Source organism: Amycolatopsis sp. DG1A-15b (genome assembly GCF_030285645.1).
Taxonomy (GTDB): domain Bacteria; phylum Actinomycetota; class Actinomycetes; order Mycobacteriales; family Pseudonocardiaceae; genus Amycolatopsis.
In genome coordinates this window covers 4,027,485-4,046,645 of record NZ_CP127296.1, presented here as the reverse complement: position 1 = coordinate 4,046,645, position 19,161 = coordinate 4,027,485, and the positions used below count along the sequence as shown (strand labels likewise).

20 protein-coding genes are annotated in these 19,161 nt (G+C 70.7%); 9 read left to right on the top strand and 11 right to left on the bottom strand.

Going from position 1 to position 19,161, the window contains the following annotated elements; all coding sequences use genetic code 11:
- Positions 1–12: 12 nt before the first annotated feature.
- Both QRY02_RS18435 and QRY02_RS18430 read right to left on the bottom strand, forming a co-directional pair.
- Complete coding sequence (locus QRY02_RS18435; protein ID WP_285992767.1) at positions 13–1,116, bottom strand: DegT/DnrJ/EryC1/StrS family aminotransferase; 1,104 nt, start codon at positions 1,114–1,116, stop codon at positions 13–15.
- The gene (locus tag QRY02_RS18430) at positions 1,113–2,150 is read right to left on the bottom strand and encodes a DegT/DnrJ/EryC1/StrS family aminotransferase (protein WP_353069254.1); all 1,038 of its coding nucleotides are present in this window, start codon (positions 2,148–2,150) and stop codon (positions 1,113–1,115) included. Before QRY02_RS18430 ends, QRY02_RS18435 begins: the two co-directional genes overlap by 4 nt.
- 328 nt (positions 2,151–2,478) lie before the next feature.
- Between QRY02_RS18430 and QRY02_RS18425 the strand changes: the two genes are divergently transcribed.
- Genes QRY02_RS18425 through QRY02_RS18400 form a run of 6 tightly spaced genes read left to right on the top strand, consistent with a single transcriptional unit; the run spans position 2,479 to position 7,911 of the window.
- Positions 2,479–3,504, top strand: a complete 1,026-nt coding sequence (locus tag QRY02_RS18425; protein ID WP_285992766.1) for a Gfo/Idh/MocA family oxidoreductase — start codon at positions 2,479–2,481, stop codon at positions 3,502–3,504.
- Positions 3,494–4,348, top strand: coding sequence for a sugar phosphate isomerase/epimerase family protein (locus QRY02_RS18420; RefSeq protein WP_285992765.1), 855 nt, complete (start codon positions 3,494–3,496; stop codon positions 4,346–4,348). Before QRY02_RS18425 ends, QRY02_RS18420 begins: the two co-directional genes overlap by 11 nt.
- Entirely contained in the window at positions 4,345–5,577 is a 1,233-nt protein-coding gene (locus tag QRY02_RS18415) for a M20/M25/M40 family metallo-hydrolase (RefSeq protein WP_285992764.1), read from the top strand. Before QRY02_RS18420 ends, QRY02_RS18415 begins: the two co-directional genes overlap by 4 nt.
- A complete protein-coding gene (locus QRY02_RS18410) occupies positions 5,577–6,623 on the top strand; it encodes an Ldh family oxidoreductase (protein ID WP_285992763.1) in 1,047 nt (348 codons plus the stop codon). The genes QRY02_RS18415 and QRY02_RS18410 overlap by 1 nt, the downstream gene beginning before the upstream one ends.
- Positions 6,620–7,507 (top strand): Gfo/Idh/MocA family protein, encoded by an 888-nt coding sequence (locus tag QRY02_RS18405; RefSeq protein WP_285992762.1) that lies wholly within the window; start codon positions 6,620–6,622, stop codon positions 7,505–7,507. The genes QRY02_RS18410 and QRY02_RS18405 overlap by 4 nt, the downstream gene beginning before the upstream one ends.
- The gene (locus QRY02_RS18400) at positions 7,504–7,911 is read left to right on the top strand and encodes a DUF6917 domain-containing protein (RefSeq protein WP_285992761.1); all 408 of its coding nucleotides are present in this window, start codon (positions 7,504–7,506) and stop codon (positions 7,909–7,911) included. The genes QRY02_RS18405 and QRY02_RS18400 overlap by 4 nt, the downstream gene beginning before the upstream one ends.
- Positions 7,912–7,975: 64 nt before the next feature.
- On the opposite strand, the gene QRY02_RS18395 is transcribed toward QRY02_RS18400, so the two are convergent.
- From QRY02_RS18395 to QRY02_RS18385, 3 genes are all read right to left on the bottom strand, one after another.
- Positions 7,976–8,509, bottom strand: a complete 534-nt coding sequence (locus QRY02_RS18395) for an EF-hand domain-containing protein (protein WP_285992760.1) — start codon at positions 8,507–8,509, stop codon at positions 7,976–7,978.
- A 72-nt stretch (positions 8,510–8,581) separates the two neighbouring features.
- Positions 8,582–9,829: a nucleotide sugar dehydrogenase gene (locus QRY02_RS18390; protein WP_285992759.1), complete on the bottom strand. Its 1,248-nt coding sequence runs from the start codon at positions 9,827–9,829 to the stop codon at positions 8,582–8,584.
- A 45-nt stretch (positions 9,830–9,874) separates the two neighbouring features.
- Complete coding sequence (locus QRY02_RS18385) at positions 9,875–10,183, bottom strand: hypothetical protein (protein WP_285992758.1); 309 nt, start codon at positions 10,181–10,183, stop codon at positions 9,875–9,877.
- A 480-nt stretch (positions 10,184–10,663) separates the two neighbouring features.
- Here QRY02_RS18385 and QRY02_RS18380 point away from each other — a divergent pair, with 480 nt between their 5' ends.
- The 3 genes from QRY02_RS18380 to QRY02_RS18370 all read left to right on the top strand — a co-directional run bounded on the left by QRY02_RS18380 (position 10,664) and on the right by QRY02_RS18370 (position 12,165).
- Complete coding sequence (locus QRY02_RS18380; protein WP_285992757.1) at positions 10,664–10,984, top strand: hypothetical protein; 321 nt, start codon at positions 10,664–10,666, stop codon at positions 10,982–10,984.
- A 345-nt stretch (positions 10,985–11,329) separates the two neighbouring features.
- Positions 11,330–11,839 carry a lipase family protein gene (locus QRY02_RS18375; RefSeq protein ID WP_285992756.1) on the top strand — a complete coding sequence of 170 codons (510 nt, stop codon included), beginning with the start codon at positions 11,330–11,332 and terminating at the stop codon, positions 11,837–11,839.
- Positions 11,836–12,165 (top strand): lipase family protein, encoded by a 330-nt coding sequence (locus tag QRY02_RS18370; protein ID WP_353069556.1) that lies wholly within the window; start codon positions 11,836–11,838, stop codon positions 12,163–12,165. The genes QRY02_RS18375 and QRY02_RS18370 overlap by 4 nt, the downstream gene beginning before the upstream one ends.
- Before the next feature lie 478 nt (positions 12,166–12,643).
- Here QRY02_RS18370 and QRY02_RS18365 read toward each other — a convergent pair whose 3' ends face one another.
- The 6 genes from QRY02_RS18365 to QRY02_RS18340 all read right to left on the bottom strand — a co-directional run bounded on the left by QRY02_RS18365 (position 12,644) and on the right by QRY02_RS18340 (position 18,930).
- Positions 12,644–13,129 (bottom strand): hypothetical protein, encoded by a 486-nt coding sequence (locus tag QRY02_RS18365; protein WP_285992755.1) that lies wholly within the window; start codon positions 13,127–13,129, stop codon positions 12,644–12,646.
- 213 nt (positions 13,130–13,342) lie between these two features.
- Entirely contained in the window at positions 13,343–13,795 is a 453-nt protein-coding gene (locus QRY02_RS18360; RefSeq protein WP_285992754.1) for a hypothetical protein, read from the bottom strand.
- A 63-nt stretch (positions 13,796–13,858) separates the two neighbouring features.
- Entirely contained in the window at positions 13,859–14,878 is a 1,020-nt protein-coding gene (locus QRY02_RS18355) for an amidohydrolase family protein (RefSeq protein ID WP_285992753.1), read from the bottom strand.
- 178 nt (positions 14,879–15,056) lie between these two features.
- Positions 15,057–17,096 (bottom strand): RICIN domain-containing protein, encoded by a 2,040-nt coding sequence (locus QRY02_RS18350; protein ID WP_285992752.1) that lies wholly within the window; start codon positions 17,094–17,096, stop codon positions 15,057–15,059.
- A gap of 16 nt (positions 17,097–17,112) precedes the next feature.
- Positions 17,113–17,364, bottom strand: coding sequence for an RICIN domain-containing protein (locus tag QRY02_RS18345; protein WP_502874259.1), 252 nt, complete (start codon positions 17,362–17,364; stop codon positions 17,113–17,115).
- 57 nt (positions 17,365–17,421) lie between these two features.
- The gene (locus QRY02_RS18340; protein ID WP_285992750.1) at positions 17,422–18,930 is read right to left on the bottom strand and encodes an arabinofuranosidase catalytic domain-containing protein; all 1,509 of its coding nucleotides are present in this window, start codon (positions 18,928–18,930) and stop codon (positions 17,422–17,424) included.
- Positions 18,931–19,161: the final 231 nt, after the last annotated feature.

Genomic DNA, 19,161 nt, shown 5'->3' with positions numbered 1-19,161 from the left:
GAGGTCTCCGTTTCAACTGCGGGCGAACCGGCACACTTCGTCGGCGATGTGCTCGACTTGCGCGTCGGTCAGGTGGGGGTGGATCGGGATGGCGAGCTGCCGCGAGCAGGCCCGTTCGGCCGCCGGCCAGTCGCGGCCGGTGGTGCGGAACGCCGCTTGGCGCGGCAAGGGGGAGCGGTAGTACACGTGCGAGCCGATGCCACGGGCGGCGAGGTGGTCCTGCAGCGCGTCGCGGTGCTCGGCGAGCAGGGAGTACACGTAGAAGCAGCGTCCGTCGCGCCCGGGCGGCGGTGGCACGACGCCCGGCAGGCCGGTGAACCGCTCGGTGTAGTACTCGCCGATGCGGGCCCGGCGGTCCAGGCGCGCGGGCAACCCCGGCAGGCGGCGCAGCTGGAAGGCCGCCATGATCTCGTCGAAGCGGCTGTTCACGCCGATCCGGTGGTGCAGGAAGCGGGTGCGGCCGTCCTGGCCGTGGTTGCGCAGCATGCGCACGGCACGTCCGATTTCCGGGTCGCCGGTCACGACCATGCCGCCCTCGCCGGGCATCCCGAACGTCTTGACCTGGACGAACGAGTAGACACCCGCGTCGCCCCAGGTGCCCGCGGCCCGGCCGCCGAGCACGCCGCCCTGCGCGACAGCGGAGTCTTCCAGCAGCCGCGCACCGGCGCCGTCGGCGATGACGCGCAGCGTCGGCATGTCGGCCATCACCGAGAACACGTGCGCGGGCATGACGACCTTGGTGCGCCCGGTGACCGCCTTCTCGACCTCGACCGGGTCGACGACCATCGTGGCCGGGTCGATGTCGGCGAACACCGGCGTGGCGCCCAGCAGCGCGGGGGCGGCCGCGAGCGGCGCACAACCGTAGGCGGGGACCACGACCTCGTCGCCGGGTCCCACGCCCATGGCGCGCAGTACGAGCGTCAACGCCGAAGTACCGCTGGAGCAGGCGACCGCGTCGGCCGCTCCGACGGTGTCGCGGATGACGGTCTCGAAGTGCTCGGTGCGGCGTCCGAGGATGAACCGCTGCTCGGGGTCGAGCGCCACTTCCCGGACCACGTCCAGCAGCACCTGGCGGTCGTCTTCGAAGAGATCCGGCGGGAAGAACGGGATCTTCACGCCGCCTCCGCGGAGCGGAAGAAGCCGCGGATCTCATCGCAGACCCGGGCGACGTCGTCCTCCCGCAGATCCGGGTAGAGCGGCAGCGCGAGCGCGTGCCGGCAGGCGGCCTCGGCGTGGGGAAAGTCCCCGGGCCGGTGGCCCAGGTCCGCGAAGCAGGGCTGCAGGGGCAACGGGATCGGGTAGTACGTCTCGGTCCCCACGCCGCGCGCGGCCAGGTGCGCGGCCAGCTCGTCCCGCCGCTCGACCTCGACCGCGTACACGTAGAACACCCCGCGCACGTCGGCCCGGCGCGGCAGCACCGAGGGCAGCTTCCGCACCCCCGGCACGTCGGCGAGCAGTTCGGTGTAGCGCTGGGCGAGGGCGGCGCGGCGCTCGATGTCCGCGTCCAGGCGGCCGAGCTTGGCCAGCAGCACCGCGGCCTGCAGGTCGTCCATCTTGCTGTTGACCCCGACCGCGCCGGTGGTGGTGTTGATGGCGGGGAAGTGGCCGGCGGTGGGACCGAACCGGCCGTGGTGGCGCAGGGCGGCGGCGGTTTCGGCGACGACCGGGTCATCGGTGAGGACCGCGCCCGCGTCGCCGAGCGCGCCCAGGGTCTTGGTCGGGAAGAACGACAGCACCCCGCCCGCGCCGAGCAGCCCCGCGTGCGTGCCGCCGTACCGCATCCCGATCGCCTCGGCGCTGTCCTCCACCACGGTCAGCCCCAGCCGCCGGGCCGCCTCGCCCACTCCCGTCATGTCCGCGGGCTGGCAGAACAGGTGCACCGGCATGACGAACCGCGTGCGCTCGGTCGTCACGGCCGCGAGCGAGGCGGGGTCCATGCCGTAGCCGTCGGGCTCGATGTCCGCGAACACCGGTCGGCCACCGGCGAGCACCACGGCGGAGGCGGAGGCGATGAACGAGAAAGCGGGCACCACCACCTCGTCCCCGGGCCGCAGGCCGCACGCGCGCAGCAAGAGGACCAGCGCGTCGGTGCCGCTGTTCACCCCCACCACGTGCTTCGCGCCGGTGTACGCGGCCAGCGCTGCTTCCAATTCGACGACCTTGTGACCATGTGAGTACTTTCCGCGATCCAGCAAGTCGATAATGTGCCTGCTCGTGGTGGGCCACAATTCCGAAAACGACGCTGATTGGGTGAATAGTGGCACGGTCAACTGTTCGCCTCCGCTGTCGGAACTCTCCAGTGATCCTAATTCGGGGCCCAGGGTCGACCATCAATGCGAGTTGTCTTCACTCTTCTTGGTCAACTATGAGAAGGCGGTGTTGACAAGTGTCGCCGGAACCGTGAAATCTCACCTCGTTGCGAATCGGATCGCCTTTCGACGACCCGGTCGATATTCAATCCACAATGGACGGTGATCGGTGTTGCGGACACTTCTGGTGGGGCTGGGACGAGCCGGCGCGCAGCTGCACCTCCCGGTGCTCGCGGGCGCTCGTGCCGCCGCGCCGCAGTTGTTCGACGACGAGCCGGTCGTGGGCTGCGACCCGTGGCGGACGCCGCCCGGGCGACCGGGGCTGATCGTGCGGGAAAGCCTGGCGTCCGCAGCGGCGGAAGTGGACCCGGCGCGGACCGTGGCGCACGTGTGCACGCCGCCGGAAAGCCGGTCCGACGTGCTCGCCGAACTCGCGGGACTGGGGTTCCGGCGGTTGGTGGTGGAGAAGCCGCTGGCCATCGACCCCGACGAGCTGTCCCGGGTGATCGAGCTGCGCCGGCGACACGGACTGCGGATCGCCGTCGTCGAGCCGTGGCTGACCAGTTCGCTGACCGCTCGGCTGACGGCGCTGGGGCGGGACGGGCGGCTGGGCGAGCCGCGCTCGATCACGCTCGTGCAGAACAAGCCGCGATTCCGGCGCTCGTTGACCACGACGTCGCACCGGACGGCGTTCGACGTCGAGCTGCCGCACGGCGTGGGCTTGGCGTTGCGCCTGGCCGGCAACGCCCGGGTCACCCACGCCTCCGGCACCGACCTGGTGGTCGGCAAGACGCGGGTGCCCCGCATGGGTGGCGCCCGGGTGGGGCTGCGGCACACCAACGGCACGCGCACGGAGATCGAGTCGGATCTGACGTCCCCGGTGCGGGAACGGCGCGTCGTGCTGCGGTTCGAAAACGGTACGGCGGTCGGGCACTACGCGGTCAGCTCCGACGACCCCTACTCCCAGCTGACCGTGACGGTGGACGGCCGACGCGAGCACCAGGTCCTGCGGGACGACTCGCTCACCGAGTGGATGATCTACGCCTACCGGTTGTTCCAGGGCAGCCGGGACCAGCACGCGAAAAGCTTCTCCGTCGCCTGCGACGTGGCCAGGCTGCTGTCGGTGGCCAAGAACATCAGTGCCGAGCCGGTGGTCCCGGCCGGTCACGTGCCGGCGGCCGTCAGTGCGGTCTGAGGCCGCGGCGACCGCATCCCCGCGGTACGCCGGCGACGCCGTCCTGGCCGGCATCACCGACGAGGCGGCCCCGGACCTGGCCGGCCAGCTGGCCGTTCTCGCCGAGCTGGGCTGGTCGGCCGTCGAACTGCGCACCGTCGACGGGCTGGCCGTCGCCGACCTGGACGAACGGCACTTCGCCCGGGTGGCCTCGACGCTGGCCGGCCACGGCGTGCGGGTGGTGTGCGTGGCGTCGCGGATCGGCGGCTGGGCCCGGCCGATCACCGCGCCGTTCGCGGACGACCTGGCCGAACTGGCCGTGCTGGCCCGGCGGTGCGCCGTCCTGGGCACCCGCTACGTGCGGATCATGTCCTATCCCAACGACGGCCTGGACGAGTACCGCTGGCGCGCGCGGGTGCTCGACCGCGTGGTGGCGCTGGCCCGGGCCGCCGAGGCCGCCGGTGTCGTGCTGCTGCACGAGAACTGCTCAGGGTGGGCCGCCTCGGACGCCGGCCGGATGCTGCAGCTGCTGGCCGCGGTGAACTGCTCCTCGCTGCGGCTGCTGTTCGACACGGGCAACCCCGTCGCCCACGGCTACGACGGCTACGAGGTGTTGCGGCGCGTCGCGCCTCACGTCGCGCACGTACACGTCAAAGACGCCCGGGGCACCACGTTCGTCGACCCCGGCACGGGCGAGGCGCGCGTGCGCGACTGCGTGCGGCTGCTGCGCTCGGCCGGCTACGCCGGGGCGTGGTCGCTGGAGCCGCACGTGGCGCTTCAGCCGCACCGCTCGGACCAGCGGGCCGAGGGCGCGGCGGCGGCGTTCGTGCGCGCGGGGCGGGCGCTGGCCGGGCTGTTGCGGTGATCGCCCCGGATCGCGACCTGCTGCTGGAGCTGCTGCGCACGCCCACCGCGGGTCCGCTGGAAACCGACGGCGAGGTGCGGCTGTGGGACGCCGTGCACGCTTACGCCGGGGCCGCGCACGCGTTCGGCATGCACACCGCGCACTTGGGGCCCGCGTCGCCGGAGGTGATCCGGCGGGCTGATGTCCCCGCCGTCGTGCGCGAGGCGGTGCGGCGTGACCCGGGCTTCCTGGCGTGCCAGCCGAGCCTGGTGCTGCGGCTGGGCCACGCCGAGCCGGCCGTGATGTTCAACGTGCACCTGGACACGGTCGCGCCGGTCGAGCCGGTGGGGTTCGACGGCAGCCGGTTCCACGGCCGGGGCGCGATCGACGCCAAGGGCCCCGCGGTGGCCTTGCTGGCGGGCCTGCGGGAGGCGGCGCGCGATCCGGCGGTGGGCCGCGACGTCAGCGTGCTCGTCCAGGCCGTCTCCGGCGAGGAGGGCGGCGCGATGGGCGTCTTCGGCACCCGGCCGCTGGTGGAGGCGGGCTTCCACGGCACGCTCAACGTGTTCTGCGAACCCACCGGCCTGCGCTACCTGCCGCGCTGCACCGCCGCCATGACCGCGGCCGTCGTCGTGCGCGGCGAAGACGCGATCGACGACGAGCCGCACGCCGGGCACAACGCGACGGTGCTGCTCGGGTTCCTGGCCCAGCACCTCGCGCTTGTGCTGGCAGGGTGCGTTCCGGACGGCCGGGTGTGCGTGGCGGGCCTGCACACGGGACGGCTGCACAACCGCGTCTACGGCTCCGGCGACCTGCTGCTGAACCTGTCCTACGGAAGTGCCGAGTCGGCCGCGGTCCTGACCGGGGCGCTGGAGGAAGGGCTGCGGGACGGTCTGGTGGAGTTCACCGAGCGCTTCCGGGGCACCCAGCCGTTCCGCCGCACCGCCGTCGACGCCTCCGCGATCACGGCGCTGGAGTGGCGCAAACGCGGCCTGCCCGCGCTTCGCAACCACGACGTGCCGGACCTGGACGGGATCGCGCCGCCCTGGCCGGCCGGCGAGCCCGGGTTCACCTGTGACGCGATCTGGCTGGCCGACGTGCCCGGGACCCGGACCGCCGTGCTGGGGCCGGGATCGCTGGAAACCAACAACGCCCACGCGCGCGGCGAACACGCCCACGTCGAGGAACTGGACCGGTTCTCGGCGGTGGTGTGCGAGCTGGTCACGCGCTTCGCCCGCAACGGAGGATGATGAACGTCGTCGTGCCCTACCCCGAACTGGTCTCGACCGTGGCGGGGGTGTTCACCGGCCGCGGCGTCCCGCCCGACCGCGCCGATACCGCGGCCCGGGCGCTCGTGCACGGGGACCTCACCGGCGTCACCTCGCACGGCTTGGTCAACCTCACCCGGCTGTACCTGCCGCTGCTGGCGTCCGGTCGCGCCGATCCGGCGGCCGACATGGAGATCCTCACCGATCTGGGCGCCTGCGTGCTGGCCGACGCCCACCGCACCCTCGGCCTGTGGTCGGCCTCCCAGGCGATGGACCTCGCCGTGTCGCGCGCCGGGCGGTACGGCGTCGGCGTGGTGTCGCTGCGCGGCGCCACGCACATCGGGTGCGCGGGGTTCCACGCCGCCCGCGCCGCCGACCGGGGCGTGATCGGCCTGGTCACGTCCAACTGCGGTGGCCAGGTCATCGCCCGGCCACCAGGCGGCCTGGCGAAGGTGCTGGGCACCAACCCCTTGGCGCTGGCCTGCCCCGCGGGCGACCGGCACCCGTTCGTGCTGGACATGTCCACGACCGTGGTGCCCACCGGCCGGGTCCGGGCCGCGGTGCGGGCGGACGAGCCGATTCCCGCCGGGTGGCTGGCCGCCGACGACGGCACGCCGGTCACCGACCCGGCCGCCTACGACCGGGGCGAGGGCCACCTGCTGTGGCTGGGCAGCACCCCGCGGACCGGTGCCTACAAGGGCTTCGGACTCGGGCTGCTGGTGGAAGCGCTGTCGGCACTGGTGTCCGGTGCCGCGCTGGGCCCGGTGCGGGCCGGGGACACCGACGACGACATCGGCGTCATGGCGCTCGCCATCGCGCCCGCGCGGCTGCGGACGGGCTTCGCCGACGACGCCGACGGGTTGTTCTCCGCTCTCTTGGGCTGTCCGCCGGCCGACCCGCGCCGCCCGGTCGTCTACCCGGGCTGGCACGAAGGGGAACGGGCGGCGTGGCGGCGGACGCACGGCGTGCCGCTGCCCGCCGGCCTGTACGAGGAGCTGCTCGCATCGACCCTGCGGGCCGCGGGGTGATCCGGCTGGGGGTGGTCGGACTCGGCGTCATCTCCCGCTTCTACCTCGCCGCGATCGACCGGCTGGCCGGGTTCGCCCTGGCCGCCGTGTGCGATCCGCGCCCCGAGGCCCGCGTCGGCCATGCGGTGCCGGCGTTTTCCGGCCACCGGGCGATGCTGGCCGCCGGCCTGGTGGACGCCGTGGTGGTGACCGCGCCGAACGACGCGCACGCGGCGATCTGCCGCGACGCGATCGAGGCGGGCCTGCCGGTGTGCGTGGAGAAGCCCCTGGACATCGACCTGACACGCGGCCGCGAACTGGCGGCGACGGCCCGCGCACGTGACGTGGCGCTGTTCACCGCGTTCCACCGGCGGTACAACGACAACGTCCTCGCCTTGCTGGCCGAAGTGGACGGCCGGCCGCTGGAATCGGTGACCGTGCGGTACTTCGAACGCATCGAGGAGCACGTCGGAACCGACCGCTGGTACCTCGACGCCGCCCGGTCCGGCGGTGGTTGCGTGGCCGACAACGGCCCCAACGCGCTCGACGTGGCGCGCCTGTTCGCCGGTCCGCTGCGGCTGTGCGAAGCGCGCGTCGGCCGGGACGCGGCCGGGATCGACCGCCACGCCGTGCTCACAGCGCGGGGGACGGCGCCGGTGCGGGTGGAGCTGGACTGGTCCTACCCGGGCGAAGTGAAGGACGTGACCGCACGTCTCGCCGACGGCCGTGAGCTGCGGGCGGACATGCTCGCCGGGCACGACGGCTTCAAGGGCTCGCTGTGGCACGAGTACGAGGGCGTGCTCCGGGATTTCGCGCGTGCCGTGGCCGCCGGCGGCGCGTCGGCCGACGGTGGCTTGGCCGCCTTGGCCTTGGTGGACGAGGCGTACCGAAGGGAGAACACGTGATCGAGGACGGGCCGAAGCGCGCGGTGCACAGCCGGGTGGTCAAGGTGCTCGTGCACCGCCGCGACGACCGCGGCATGCGCCTGGAGCCGTTCGCCAGCCGCTGCGTCCGCCAGGGGGAGGTGCACGAACTCGTCACGACCGACCACCCGGTGACCGCGGACCGGATCGACCGGGTGGGGTTCCTGGGCTTCGTGGAGATCGACGACGCCGGGGTGATCGACCGCGGCGACGAGGTGTGGCTGGAAGGCGAGCTGATCGGCACGGTGCTGGGGTTCGACGCGTGCCACCACCCCAACCACTACAACATCCTCATCTCCACGCCGCGGCCGCACACCGGACCCGAGGTCGGGATGCACCCCGAGCGCACCGTGCGGTTCAGCCGGCCCGCCGGCGTCGCGCACTGACCGCACCCACGACGGACGGGCCCCGGAGAGATGCTCCAGGGCCCGTCCGTCGTGGGTGAACCCCTCAGCCGAGCAGCGGCACGTCCAGCGTGCCGAAGTGGTAGGCCTTCACCGCCGCGACCAGTTCGTCCACGGTCAGCGAGCCGTTGCCGTTGGTGTCGATGAGACGGAACGACTCCTCGGCCTTCGCCCGGCTCACCCCGGCCGCGCCCAGCCACTTGGCGAACTCGTCCGGGCTGACCTCGCCGTCGCCGTCGGTGTCGCACACGTTGAGGATCGCCTGGATCATCGGCCGCACCACGCGCCCGAACCCGGCGTCACCCCCCTTGAACACCTCCGCCTCGATGACTTCGGTGAACTGACGGCGGTCCAGCGCGCCGTCGCGGCCGACCCCGGCTCGCTCGGCGAGGTACTCGAAGGTGCTGGTGAACGACTCCACCAGGGCGCGGCCCTGCGGGGTGGACGGCGACTCGCCGAACGCCTCGAGGATCCGGCGGGCTTCCGCCTCCAGGTCGGACCGCTCGATGCGGCCGTTGCCGTTGCGGTCCCACTTGTCGAAGCGGAGTTCCAGGCGCTTGTTCTTGACAGCAGTGGTCATTTTCTGCGTGCTCCTTCAGCATGCGGACGGTGTCATGACCGCGGCCGGGGCTCCACCCCCGGTCGCGGGTTGCTACAGGCGGTGGACCTCCTCCCCAGGTACGCGACCCGTGACGTCGAGCAGGAGCCGGGCGTTCCTGGCCAGGCGGCTCAGGTCGTAACCGCCGTGCCCGACGAGCAGGACGGTCACGTCCGCGTCGCGCAGGGCGGAGTCCAGGTCGGACACCGGTGATCCGAGTTCGGGCACGGGGCCGGTCACCGGGTCGTGGTAGCGGACGTGCGCACCGAGCGCGGTCAGCTCGGCCGCGACCCGCAGCGTCGCCGACTCGCGCGTGTCCGGTACCCCGGCCTTGTACGCCACGCCGAGCAGCAGCACCGTGGAGCCGGCGAGTTCGAGGCCGGCGCCGGCGAGCAACCGGGCCGCTCGTTGCACCAGGTAGGACGGCATGGCGGAGTCCACCTCGCGCGCCGCCTCGACGACGCCCAACCGGCTCCCGGCGCGGCGCGCCTTGTCCAGGAGGTAGCGCGGGTCCACCGGGATGCAGTGCCCGCCCACGCCGGGGCCGGGCGTGAACGAGGCGAACCCGAACGGCTTGGTGCCCGCGCAGTGCAGCACGTCCCACACGTCCAGGCCGAGCTGGTCGCAGAACATCGTGACCTCGTTGACCAGCGCGATGTTCACGTACCGGTAGGTGTTCTCCAGCAGCTTCGCCATCTCGGCCTCACGCGTGCCCCGTGCCACGACCACGGTGTCCACGAAGCGGCTGTAGAACGCGACGCACTGCTTGGCGCACAGTGGCGTGTGCCCGCCGACGACCTTGGGGGTGTTGCGGATGCCGTACCGCCGGTTGCCGGGGTCGACCCGTTCCGGCGAGTACGCGAGCGAGAAGTCTTCCCCCGCCACGAGACCGTGGCGCTCCAGGATGGGCCGCACCACCTCGTCGGTCGTGCCGGGGAAGCTGGTGGACTCCAGGACCACCAGGGTGCCCGGACGCAGGTGGTCGGACACGGCGGCCGCCGCGTCGCGCACCGCGGACAGGTCTGGCCCGCCGTCCGGCCCGAGGCCGGTGGGCACGCAGATCACCACCGTCTCCGCCCGCGCGATCACGACCGGATCGCCGGTCACCGCGAACCCGTCCGCGCGCAACGCCCGCAGCTGCGCGCCGCTGACGTCGGGCACGTGCGACCGGCCCTGTCCCACCTGCTCCCGCACCGCCGGAGACGTGTCGTAGCCCACCACCGACAGGCCGGCGGTGGCGGCGGCGGCCGCGAGCGGCAAGCCGACGTACCCGACCCCGACGACGACGAGATCGACGGACACGTGCATCCTTTCAGCTCGGTCGGAATGTGTGCGCACGGTTGCCGATCAGACGTGGAAGCTCGCCGCGGCCGGGGGGACGTGCGATCCCCAGTTCGCTTTCACGGTGAGGATGGGGCTGCCGAAGCATTCGGGCGTCCCGTAAACCCGCACCGGCCGGTCGGTGCGGTTGGCGAGCACGTGCGCTCCCTCGGGGAGCGGATAGCAGCCATGAGGGTTTTCGTGGACGTCCAGCGGGACGACTTCGGTGGTGAAGACCACGACTTCGCCCGTCGCGGCGACGGCCGCGGGACTGGCCGACACCAGCAGCGCAGCGACCGCCACCGTGCTCGAAAGGACTGCCGTAAACCGCTTCATCTTTCCTCCATGAGGGAAGTCCCGTCGTCATCAGCGAAACTAACAGCCGATTCCGGGGAAACCCCCGGCTCGATCGAAATGCCACTCGTGCAGGTCGCGGTGCGATGCGGGAGTTCAGTCGAATGGCGGCATATTGTTCTGGATTGAGTGCGCGAAATCCTCGCGGAATCGCCTTGGTTCACGATGTCGGGTGACCGGTGGCGCGGACACAGTGATGCACAGTGAGCAGTAATGCCCTGGAACCGATCGGCACTGGCCCGGCGAGCTCGAACCGGCGCGTGACTGCTATTTCGGGCTCGGTGCTCGCGAGCCTCGGTCGAATGTTCACCGTGACCGGCCGAGGAGTTGCCGCGGATCGGCTTGTCGAGCGTCCGCCGGAAGCGTGGTGCACACCACAAGGTGAAACGTTCCCCCGCGCGTTCCGCCGAGGACGGCAGTGGGTACCCGGGCGCTCGTCGACCGACGAGTGGAGGATGTGGCATGGTGAACCGGGCCTTCAGCTGTGCGCGGGTGGCGCTGCCGGCGCGGCTGGAACTGGACGACGACGACGCGATGGCGGCGTTCGTGAAGTCGATGCCGTCCATGGCGACCGCCTCGGACGCCGTTGTCGCCCGGCTGGTACGCACCATCCGCAACCTCAACGCGCAGCGCGCCACCCCTGATGTCGCCGTGGCAGAGCGGCACCTGCGTCGCAGTCCACGCGTATTCCCCGCGAATGCCGCCATGCCGGCGTCCGAAACGCCAGGACGCCGTCGGCGCCGACTCCGTCGGGGAAGCGGATGGACGTCACCGGGCGCGTAGGCGCTCCCCCGGCCAGCGCCGGCACCGTCGGCACGAACGGGTGTGAGATCCATGCGCGCCGATACCGGGGCAAGGTCGTACTGCGTCCTGATCATGTCTTGCGCTCCGGACGGGAAGACCAAGGGAGTTTCGGCCTTTCTCGGCCGGAAACCGGCGGCGGGCTCCGCGGGCAGTTGGCTGCTGGGCCCCCGATCCGCATGATGTCCGCGCGGCCGTGCAGCAGAGGGAACGCATCCCGGCGCGACATCGGATCCGGCGTGGCGCATTGTGCTGGAGCGGTGTACCGAGCCGGGAACGTCCGCACCGGTCGAACTGAGTGAGAGGGGGATACGTTGCGTCGTTCTGTTGGCACGAGCCTGCTCGGCCTCGCCGCGCTGGGCGTCCAAGCAGTTCGCCACCTCCACCGAGCAGGAACTGGAACCGGTCGCGCTGCTGCTGGCCCAGGGCTGGGGCGTCGTGGTGAGCGACTACGAGGGCTACACCACCGATGCCACCCCGACCTACGTCGCCGGGGTTTCCGAGGCGCATTCCGTGCCGGACATGGCCCGAGCGGCCGCCTCCGTTCCGGGAACGGGCATTTCCCCGGCGACGAGGTGGGCCACCATGGGCTACTCCCGAGGTGGCGGCGCGTCGAGCTGGGCCGCGTCACTGGCCCCGGCCTACGCGCCGGACCTGCAGCTGATCACTGACGTGTCCGGCGGTATGCCGGCCGACATCGCGAACGTCACCGAATCACTGGACGGTAGCCTGATCGGAGAGGGCCTGCAGCTGTACGCGCTGATCGACCTGCGGCAGGCCTACCCCGGCCGGTTCCCGCTCGATGACTCCCTCAGCGCGTCGCCAGTTTTCCGCTGAAGAAGTTCAGCGACTACTCCACCGGCGAAACGATCCGGCAGTTCGACGCACGCCCGGACGTCGCCGCGGTGTACGCGGAGAACAACCTGACCACCCGACCGGCGCCGACCGTGCCCGTGTTCCAGTACCACGCCGCCCTCGACGAAATCGTGCCGCTCGGCCAAGCACAGGCCCTGAACCGCGCTTGGTGCTCCGCCGGCGTCCGCACCGTGTTCGCGCTCGTGCCGGGTGACCACATCGCCGGCGAGACCGCCGGCCTGCCGGCCGCGCTCGCCTGGCTGGGCGACCGCTTCGCCGGGCGACCCGCACCCACCACCCGCTCCTGACCTCACCGAACACCCGCGCGGCTCCCGTCGAAACCGGTATGCCGCGCACCTCCGCCGGCGTGATGGCCCGCCTGCTCATCTCCGAGACCGGCAGCAACACGGAAGCCGAGCGGGGCGGCACCTGCCGGTCAGCGCGGCGACCTCCTCGCACGCGGTCGCCGTGTCGCAGCAGCACGGGCTGATCCGTCGCGACAGTCACAGCCGGCGCCACCGGTAGTTCCTCGGCGCGAACGCGGGCGTCCGCTCCGCGGGTGGTCGGTGTCCGGGCCAACCAGCGCCTCGCCACCACGCCGTGAACCCGTCAAGTCCCGCCGCGTCGGAACATCGGGTTGTGCCGCTGCTCGTGCGTTCGCGTCCGGTCAGGCCGACGAGCCGGCTGAGGATGCGACTCGGGGAGAACGGCCGTTCGCGAGGCGCGGCTCGGACGCGCTGGGAACCGTCTGGCCGACGTCGTCAACGCGGCACAGGTCGCGGGACCTCACAGCCAGCGAGACAGCCGCCACCAGCACCACAACCACCACTTTTCGAACCGCGCCAGGTACTTCTCCAGCCTCAGGCCGTGATGCCACAGGAACAGCAGGACCGTGGCGCCGGCGCCGAGCAGAGTCAGCAGGCTGCCGGCCACGATCGGCCCGGTGTGCCTGTCCCCGTCGTCGAGTTCCGCGCGCCGTTCGTCCGGCCACACCCGGATCTGCACCCGGCGCCCCGGGACGAGCACCCGCCCCTTGTAGTGGTCGAAGGTCTCCGTCCTCGTCACTCCGTCGGGTCCGGTGTACTCGATGTCCGCGGTCAGGTGCTCCCGGCTCCCGGTCGCGACGACTCGTCCGGGGAAGAGCCCTGCCGACCGGTTCACGTCCGCGGCCATGGAGACGCCGGTCCACACCACCGCGAGCCCGCCGACCAGCACCAGCAGGGGAAGCCACAGCAAGGCCGCCTCGGGCAGCCAGGACTTCGACGACGTCATGCCTTCGGCACGCCAGGATGGCCGCCGCGGTTGCCCGGCGGCCCGGCGGCCCGGCGGCCCGGAAGAGCTTGCGCCTGGTTCTTCGCCCCTTATGGTGCGGCTTCGCTTGATCAGCCCCGATTCGCCGGTGTGCTGGCCGCGGGGTTTCAGCCTGCCGGCCGATGATGTGTGCGGTGTCGAGCATCAACCAGTGCTCGACACCGCCCGGTTACGTCATCTGGTTGAGCGGGTACGTGTGGCGCTTGCCGTGGCGGGGTTGGTTCGCCAGCCTTGCCAGCCGCGGCACAGCACGTAGGCGACGGCGGTCGCCGCTACGAGGCCGAGGTCGATGGGCCAGGTCGTCGCGGCGTCGGGTGTGTTGCTCGCGGCCGCGACGATGCCGAAGACGGTGATGGCGATCTTGTGGAGGAAGATGAGCTCCCAGGGGCCGCGTTGGTTGCGCGGCGCTGTGATGATCATGGTGTAGAGGCCGGCGAAGACGAGGTAGGCGAGGGTCCGCCATGCTTCGGACATCAGGCGATCGGGCGAGACGGTGAACAGAATGCTGATGCCGTACGTGAACGCGCCCAGTGTGGCGATCGCGCAGAGGGCAAGCAACACTCGTCCGAACCTGTCTGCCAGGGTTGAGGGTTGGTCGTCGGTGTGGGCGTCAGATCGGACAGTCATGGGTGGCTCTTTCTCGAAATGCCGTATCCACCGGAAAAATGGCAGATTGTTGCATGTGGACAATCAGGCGAGGTGGCCGGTCAGCCGCTCCCAGTTGCCGGATCCGATGGCGGCTTTCTCCTCCTGGGTGAAGGGTGCGTGTTCGAGGAAGGATCTGGCGATGCCGCCGCTGGTGTCCAGGTAGGGGAAGCCGCCGGGGCGGGTGCCGAAGGTGTAGGGGTAGTCGGTCGAGTAGAGCATGCGGTCGGTTCCGACGACCTCGGCCGTCCAGCGTAGGTAGCGCTCGCTGACGGTGCCGCTGCCGGCCACCCAGAAGTTCTGGCGGAAGTAGTCGGCCAGCGGCCGCTGCAGCTTCGCCATGCCCTGCAGGACGCCGACGTGATCCAGGTAGAACAGGACGACCTCGCCCCAGTGTCCGGCGATCACCTGCAGTTCGGGATGCCGGTCGAACACCCCGGAGAAGATCATCCGCAGGTACTGCACGCCGAGGTCGTAGTACCAGCCCAGCCCGGCGGTCGCCAGTGCCGGACCCACGCCGTCAGGCAGTCCCGAGTAATACGCCTCTTGGACCGCCTGCACCGGGGCCTGGGGGTGGAAGTGCAGCGGGACGCGAAGCCGTTCGGCGGTGGCGTACAGGTCGTCGAATTCCGGCGAGTCGGCCAGTTTGTCGCCGGTGCGGCCGTACAGCATCGCGCCGCGGAAGCCGAGCCGGGTGACCGCGCGCTCCAGCTCCGCTGCGGCGGCTTCGGGTGCGGACGTCGGGATGGCCGCGAGTGCCTGGAACCGCAGCGGGTTGGCGTCGACGATCTCGGCGAGCGCGTCGTTGGCCTCACGTGCGACGCTCACGGCGTCGGCCGCAGCGAGGTTCTGCACGCCCGGCGAGGCCAGGGACAGCACCGCGACATCGATTCCCTGGTCGTCCATGTCGGCGAGACGCCGATCACCGACGTCACGCAGCCGTTGCGTGACCGGGTGGTCGTCACCGTAGCGGTGCGGCTGCACTCCGGCCCTCTTCCACGCGTCGAGCAGAACCGGCAGGACCAGGTGTTCCTCAAGGCCGATGATGCGCAGCTTGTCGGGCATGTCAAACATTCCTCCACCAGGTGTTTCCAGCGATACTTGCTGCAGCGTATCACTGGAAAGATCGATGGAAGCAACCTTGCGTTATCTTTGATACGTGGCCGGCGGGTTCACCACCCGAGCGGTCGCTGCCGCCGCCGGGGTGCAAGCCCCAGTGATCTACAGACGGGCTACGCTCTGGTCAATGGACCTGCCATTGCTGGTTGGTCCCGCCGTGGCACGTCCAGAGCACGAGCTTCGTGCCGTTCGTGGTGCCCGCGCTGTAGGCGTCGAGGCACAGACCGGACTGCACGCCGGTGATGGTGCCGTTGGAGTTGACGTTCCACTGCTGGCCGGCGCCGCCGGAGCAGTCCCAGATCACCACCGGGGTACCGGCACTCGTGCCGCCGCCCTGGGCGTCCATGCACTTGGTGCCGTAGACCGTGAGTTGCTTGCCGGCGGTGCGGTTCCACTGCTGGTTGCCGCCGCTGTTGCAGTCCCACAATTGCACCGCGGTGCCGTTCGCCGTCCCTGCCCCGTTGACGTCGACACACCTGCCCGCCGGCACCGACGTGATGGTCCCCGGCGTGCCGCCTCCGCCCGGCCGCTGGAACAGGCCGAACTCGGCGATCGCCGGAGCGGCCCTGGATCCGGTGATCCGCAACCGCACCCGGCCGGTGGTGACCGGCGAGGACAGGCGGATCAGCTTCTTCTGGCCGATCGTGGTCTCGCTCGCGATCTGGTTCCAGGCGCTGCCGTTCCAGGCATCGACGGCGTACGACTTGACCCGCTGGCCGATGTTCAGGTCCTCTTGTGTGGAGATGACGTCGAAGGTACGGGCCTGCGGCAGGGTGAACACCAGACCGCCGGTGGTGCCGGCAGGCTGCCACGAGCTGTCCAGGTTGCCGTCCAAGGCCAGGCTCGGGTCGTGCCCCGCGGTGTGGGCCGACCCGGTGTCGTCGGCCACCGTGGCGGCGCCGGCGAGGTTGGTGCCGAACGTCCCGGTGATCCTGGCGTTGAGCTGGGACAGCGTGGTCACGGCCGACTGGTCGAACAGGCCCTGCCGGTTCGGCGGGACGTCCAGCAGGAAGTTGCAGTTGCGGCCCACCGAGTTGTAGTAGATCTCCTCCAGTTCCGGCACGCCCCGCCAGGTGTCACCGGGCTGCCAGAACCAGTTGTGGTGCGCCGACAGCGTCCCATTGCACTCCGGGGGCGACCAGCGCAACAGGTTCCACGCGCTGGTCCCGTCGGACTTGCGCTGGGACAGCAGGGTGTCACTGCCCAGATCGGGGGCGGCGTAGCCGCCAGGCGGATTGATGACGGTGTCGGCGGCGGTCGCGGCGTTCCCGGTGAACGGCACGACCGACCACTCGGACTGGCGGGCGTAGCCGTTCTCGTTGCCGACCCAGCGGATGTCCGGGCCGCCGTCGTTCTCGATCGCCGCGTTGGGTTGCAGCCCCCGGACGATCTTGATCCAGTCGCTGAATTTGTACGGCTGGTTGCGGCCGGTCGGGTTGGCGCCGTCCAGCCACAGCTCGTCGATGCTGCCGTAGCGGGACATCAGCTCGTAGAGCGTGTTCTCGTAGTAGGTGTTGTAGTCGTCGGAGTCGAGGTGGAACGTGATCCCGTTGACGACCTCCGAGGAGTCGCTGGGAATGGTCACCGCCCTGGCCGGGCTGCCGTTGGCGAACTTCCCACCCGGCTGGTTCTCGTGCAGGTCGGCCGGGGACAGGTAGATGCCGACCTTCAGCCCGTACTTGTGCATGGAATCGGCGAAGTTCTTCACCACGTCACCGTTGCCGCCTTGCCACGCGCGGTCGGACGCGACACCGAACGCGGATGCCTTGGAGGGGAACAGCAGGAAGCCGTCATGGTGTTTGGCGGTGAGAACGGCCCCTTTGAACCCGGTGTCCTTGAGCGAGGCCGCCCACTGGTCGGTGTTCAGGCCGGTGGGCTGGAAGATGTTCGGGTCCTCGGTCCCGGTGCCCCATTCCCGGCCGTCGAAGGTGTTGACGCCGAAGTGGATGAACGCCATCTGCTCCGCCCGCTCCCAGGCCAGCTGGCGCGCCGAGGGCACGACGTTCGCTGCGTTCGCGATGATCGTGGCCGGTGAGTCGTTCGGCGCCACGGCGATGACCTCGGCCGGGGCCGCCGCGGCGGCCGTGCTGGTCATCGACAGGACGAGTACGGCCGCACCGAGTGCGGACAGTGTGCGCCTCTTCGGCACGGATCCGATGTCCATGGCTGTGATCCCTCGTTCAGGCTGGTACGAGCTGCCATTGCTGGTTGTTACCGTCGTTGCCGCTCCACTGCTGGAGTTGCAGCCCTTCCGCCGAGGAGAAGTCGTTGACGTCGAGGGCCTTGCCGCTGCCGGTGTACGTCAACGTGAACGCGTCGCCGGGGGTGCTGACGGTCCAGGGAAGGCCGCCGGCCTGCTGGACGACCAACGCTCCGTCCGCGGTGGACCCACCCGCCACGGCCAACGGCTTGCCGCTGTAGCGGTTGACGATCCGGTACGTGCCCGGCGTGGGCCCCCCGTGCGCTGACTTGCAGGCCGAACTCGCCCGTCACCGGCGCAGGCCCCATTGCTGGTTCGCGCCGCCGTTGCACGACCACAGGATGATCTTTGTGCCGCTCGCCGTTCCGGCGCCGCTGGCGTCCAGGCAGAGGCCGGACTGCACGCCGGTGATGGTGCCGTTCGCATTGACGTTCCACTGCTGGTTCGCCTGGCCGTGACAGTCCCAGATGATCACCTGGGTGCCGTTGGTGGTGCCCTGTCCGTTGGCGTCGAGGCACTTGTTGCCGTAAACCTGCAGTCCTCGGTCGGGGGTGGCGGTCCAGCGCTGCCTGTCGACACTCTGGCAGTCCGCCAGCTGCACTTGGGTTCCGTTGGCGGCGGAGCCGTTCGGCACTTCGACGCACCGGCCGGACTGGCTGCCCACGACCTGGACGCTTTGCTGCGGGTTGGCGCCGGCCGGAGCGTACCGGGCGGCCGTGATGGTGGCCTGCACGGCCTCCTCGGTGGCGTTCGACGGATAACCGGAGGTCAGAACGCCCTCGTAGAAGGTACCGGCACCGGAAACGCTGTTGTCCCCGCCGATGCCGAGCAGGATCGCCCCCTGCTTCTTCATCGGGTTGTAGCCGGTGGGGCGTGGCCCGTCGAATGCGGTCGACAAGCCGCCCGACTGCGCGTCCCCGCTCCGGATCGCCCAGTGGTTCGGCTCGCCCTTGACGATGGCGGTCACGAAGCGGTGGTTGACGGTCGGGTTCGGGTTGTGCCCCGGATTCACGCCGGAGAACAGCCCCCACTCCAGGTCGGCCATGACCCACGGGCCACTGCCGTCCCCGTAACCCCATTGCCGGTCGGCTCCGAAGTAGACGGTCTCCATGATGGCCGGCGCGTCGGCCCGGTTGGTCGTCTGCGCGTTGCCGTAATCGAAGCAGCACCAGTTGTTGTAGTGGGCGCCGTCGACGACGGCGTAGATCCCCTCCGGCCGGTCACCGGTCGCGACGCCGTTGGTGCTGTCGTTGCGGTAGCCGGTGCCGGGTGAGATGTAGACGCCGTACGCCTTCTGCCCTCCGACGGTGACCGGGGCCGCCGTCGCGTCGGCGAGGTTGTCCCACCCGCCGGGAGCGGGCCCGGGCCAGTTGCCGGGGGGCGCCTGCGTGAGGTGGTTGCCCCGGCCGGACTGGTCGTAGATGACGGTGATGAGGCACGTCGTCCCGGCGCAGAACGAGTCCTGGGCGGCGGCATCGGCCGTACCGCCCGGGCTGAGCACGCCGATGTCTCGCACTGTGTTGTCCGACGAACGCTTGACCTGGTAGAGCGGGCCGTTGTACATGCCGTACAGCGCTCGGGTGGTGCTGTGCGCGGCCACGCACGGTGTGCCGCCCGAGGCGTAGATGTCGCACGGCCCGGTCGTGGCGGCCTGGGCGTCGGGAAGGACGGGGGTCCCCACGGTGACGGCCAGCGCGAAGGTGGTGGCGACGGCAACCGCGAGGCGGTCGGATCGGCGTCTCGCGGACGCGGCGCACGCCCGAGCGGAAACGGAGAGATCAGTTCGCCGTTGAACCATGAGGACTCCGAACGGTCAGGATGACTCGAATCGGTTCGACCGAAGGCCGACCATACGCCGCTGATCCGGCAGCAACAATAATCCAGACGGTCGAACCGGTTCGACCCGTGTCTGTGGATGCGTTCGCGCAGCGGGGTTATCGATGACTACCGTGGGGAGACGTTGTCCGACTGAGGACGGCAGTCGCCGCGCTTCCGCGGTCGTGCCGTTGTCCACTGTGAAAGTTTCAAG

Coding starts and splice junctions, on each gene's coding strand:
- QRY02_RS18410 (WP_285992763.1), top strand. CDS start 5,577: ATGAACGTCGTCGTGCCCTACCCCGAACTGGTCTCGACCGTGGCGGGG.
- QRY02_RS18395 (WP_285992760.1), bottom strand. CDS start 8,509: ATGACCACTGCTGTCAAGAACAAGCGCCTGGAACTCCGCTTCGACAAG.
- QRY02_RS18380 (WP_285992757.1), top strand. CDS start 10,664: ATGGTGAACCGGGCCTTCAGCTGTGCGCGGGTGGCGCTGCCGGCGCGG.
- QRY02_RS18340 (WP_285992750.1), bottom strand. CDS start 18,930: ATGGTTCAACGGCGAACTGATCTCTCCGTTTCCGCTCGGGCGTGCGCC.
- QRY02_RS18385 (WP_285992758.1), bottom strand. CDS start 10,183: ATGAAGCGGTTTACGGCAGTCCTTTCGAGCACGGTGGCGGTCGCTGCG.
- QRY02_RS18355 (WP_285992753.1), bottom strand. CDS start 14,878: ATGCCCGACAAGCTGCGCATCATCGGCCTTGAGGAACACCTGGTCCTG.
- QRY02_RS18360 (WP_285992754.1), bottom strand. CDS start 13,795: ATGACTGTCCGATCTGACGCCCACACCGACGACCAACCCTCAACCCTG.
- QRY02_RS18365 (WP_285992755.1), bottom strand. CDS start 13,129: ATGACGTCGTCGAAGTCCTGGCTGCCCGAGGCGGCCTTGCTGTGGCTT.
- QRY02_RS18350 (WP_285992752.1), bottom strand. CDS start 17,096: ATGGACATCGGATCCGTGCCGAAGAGGCGCACACTGTCCGCACTCGGT.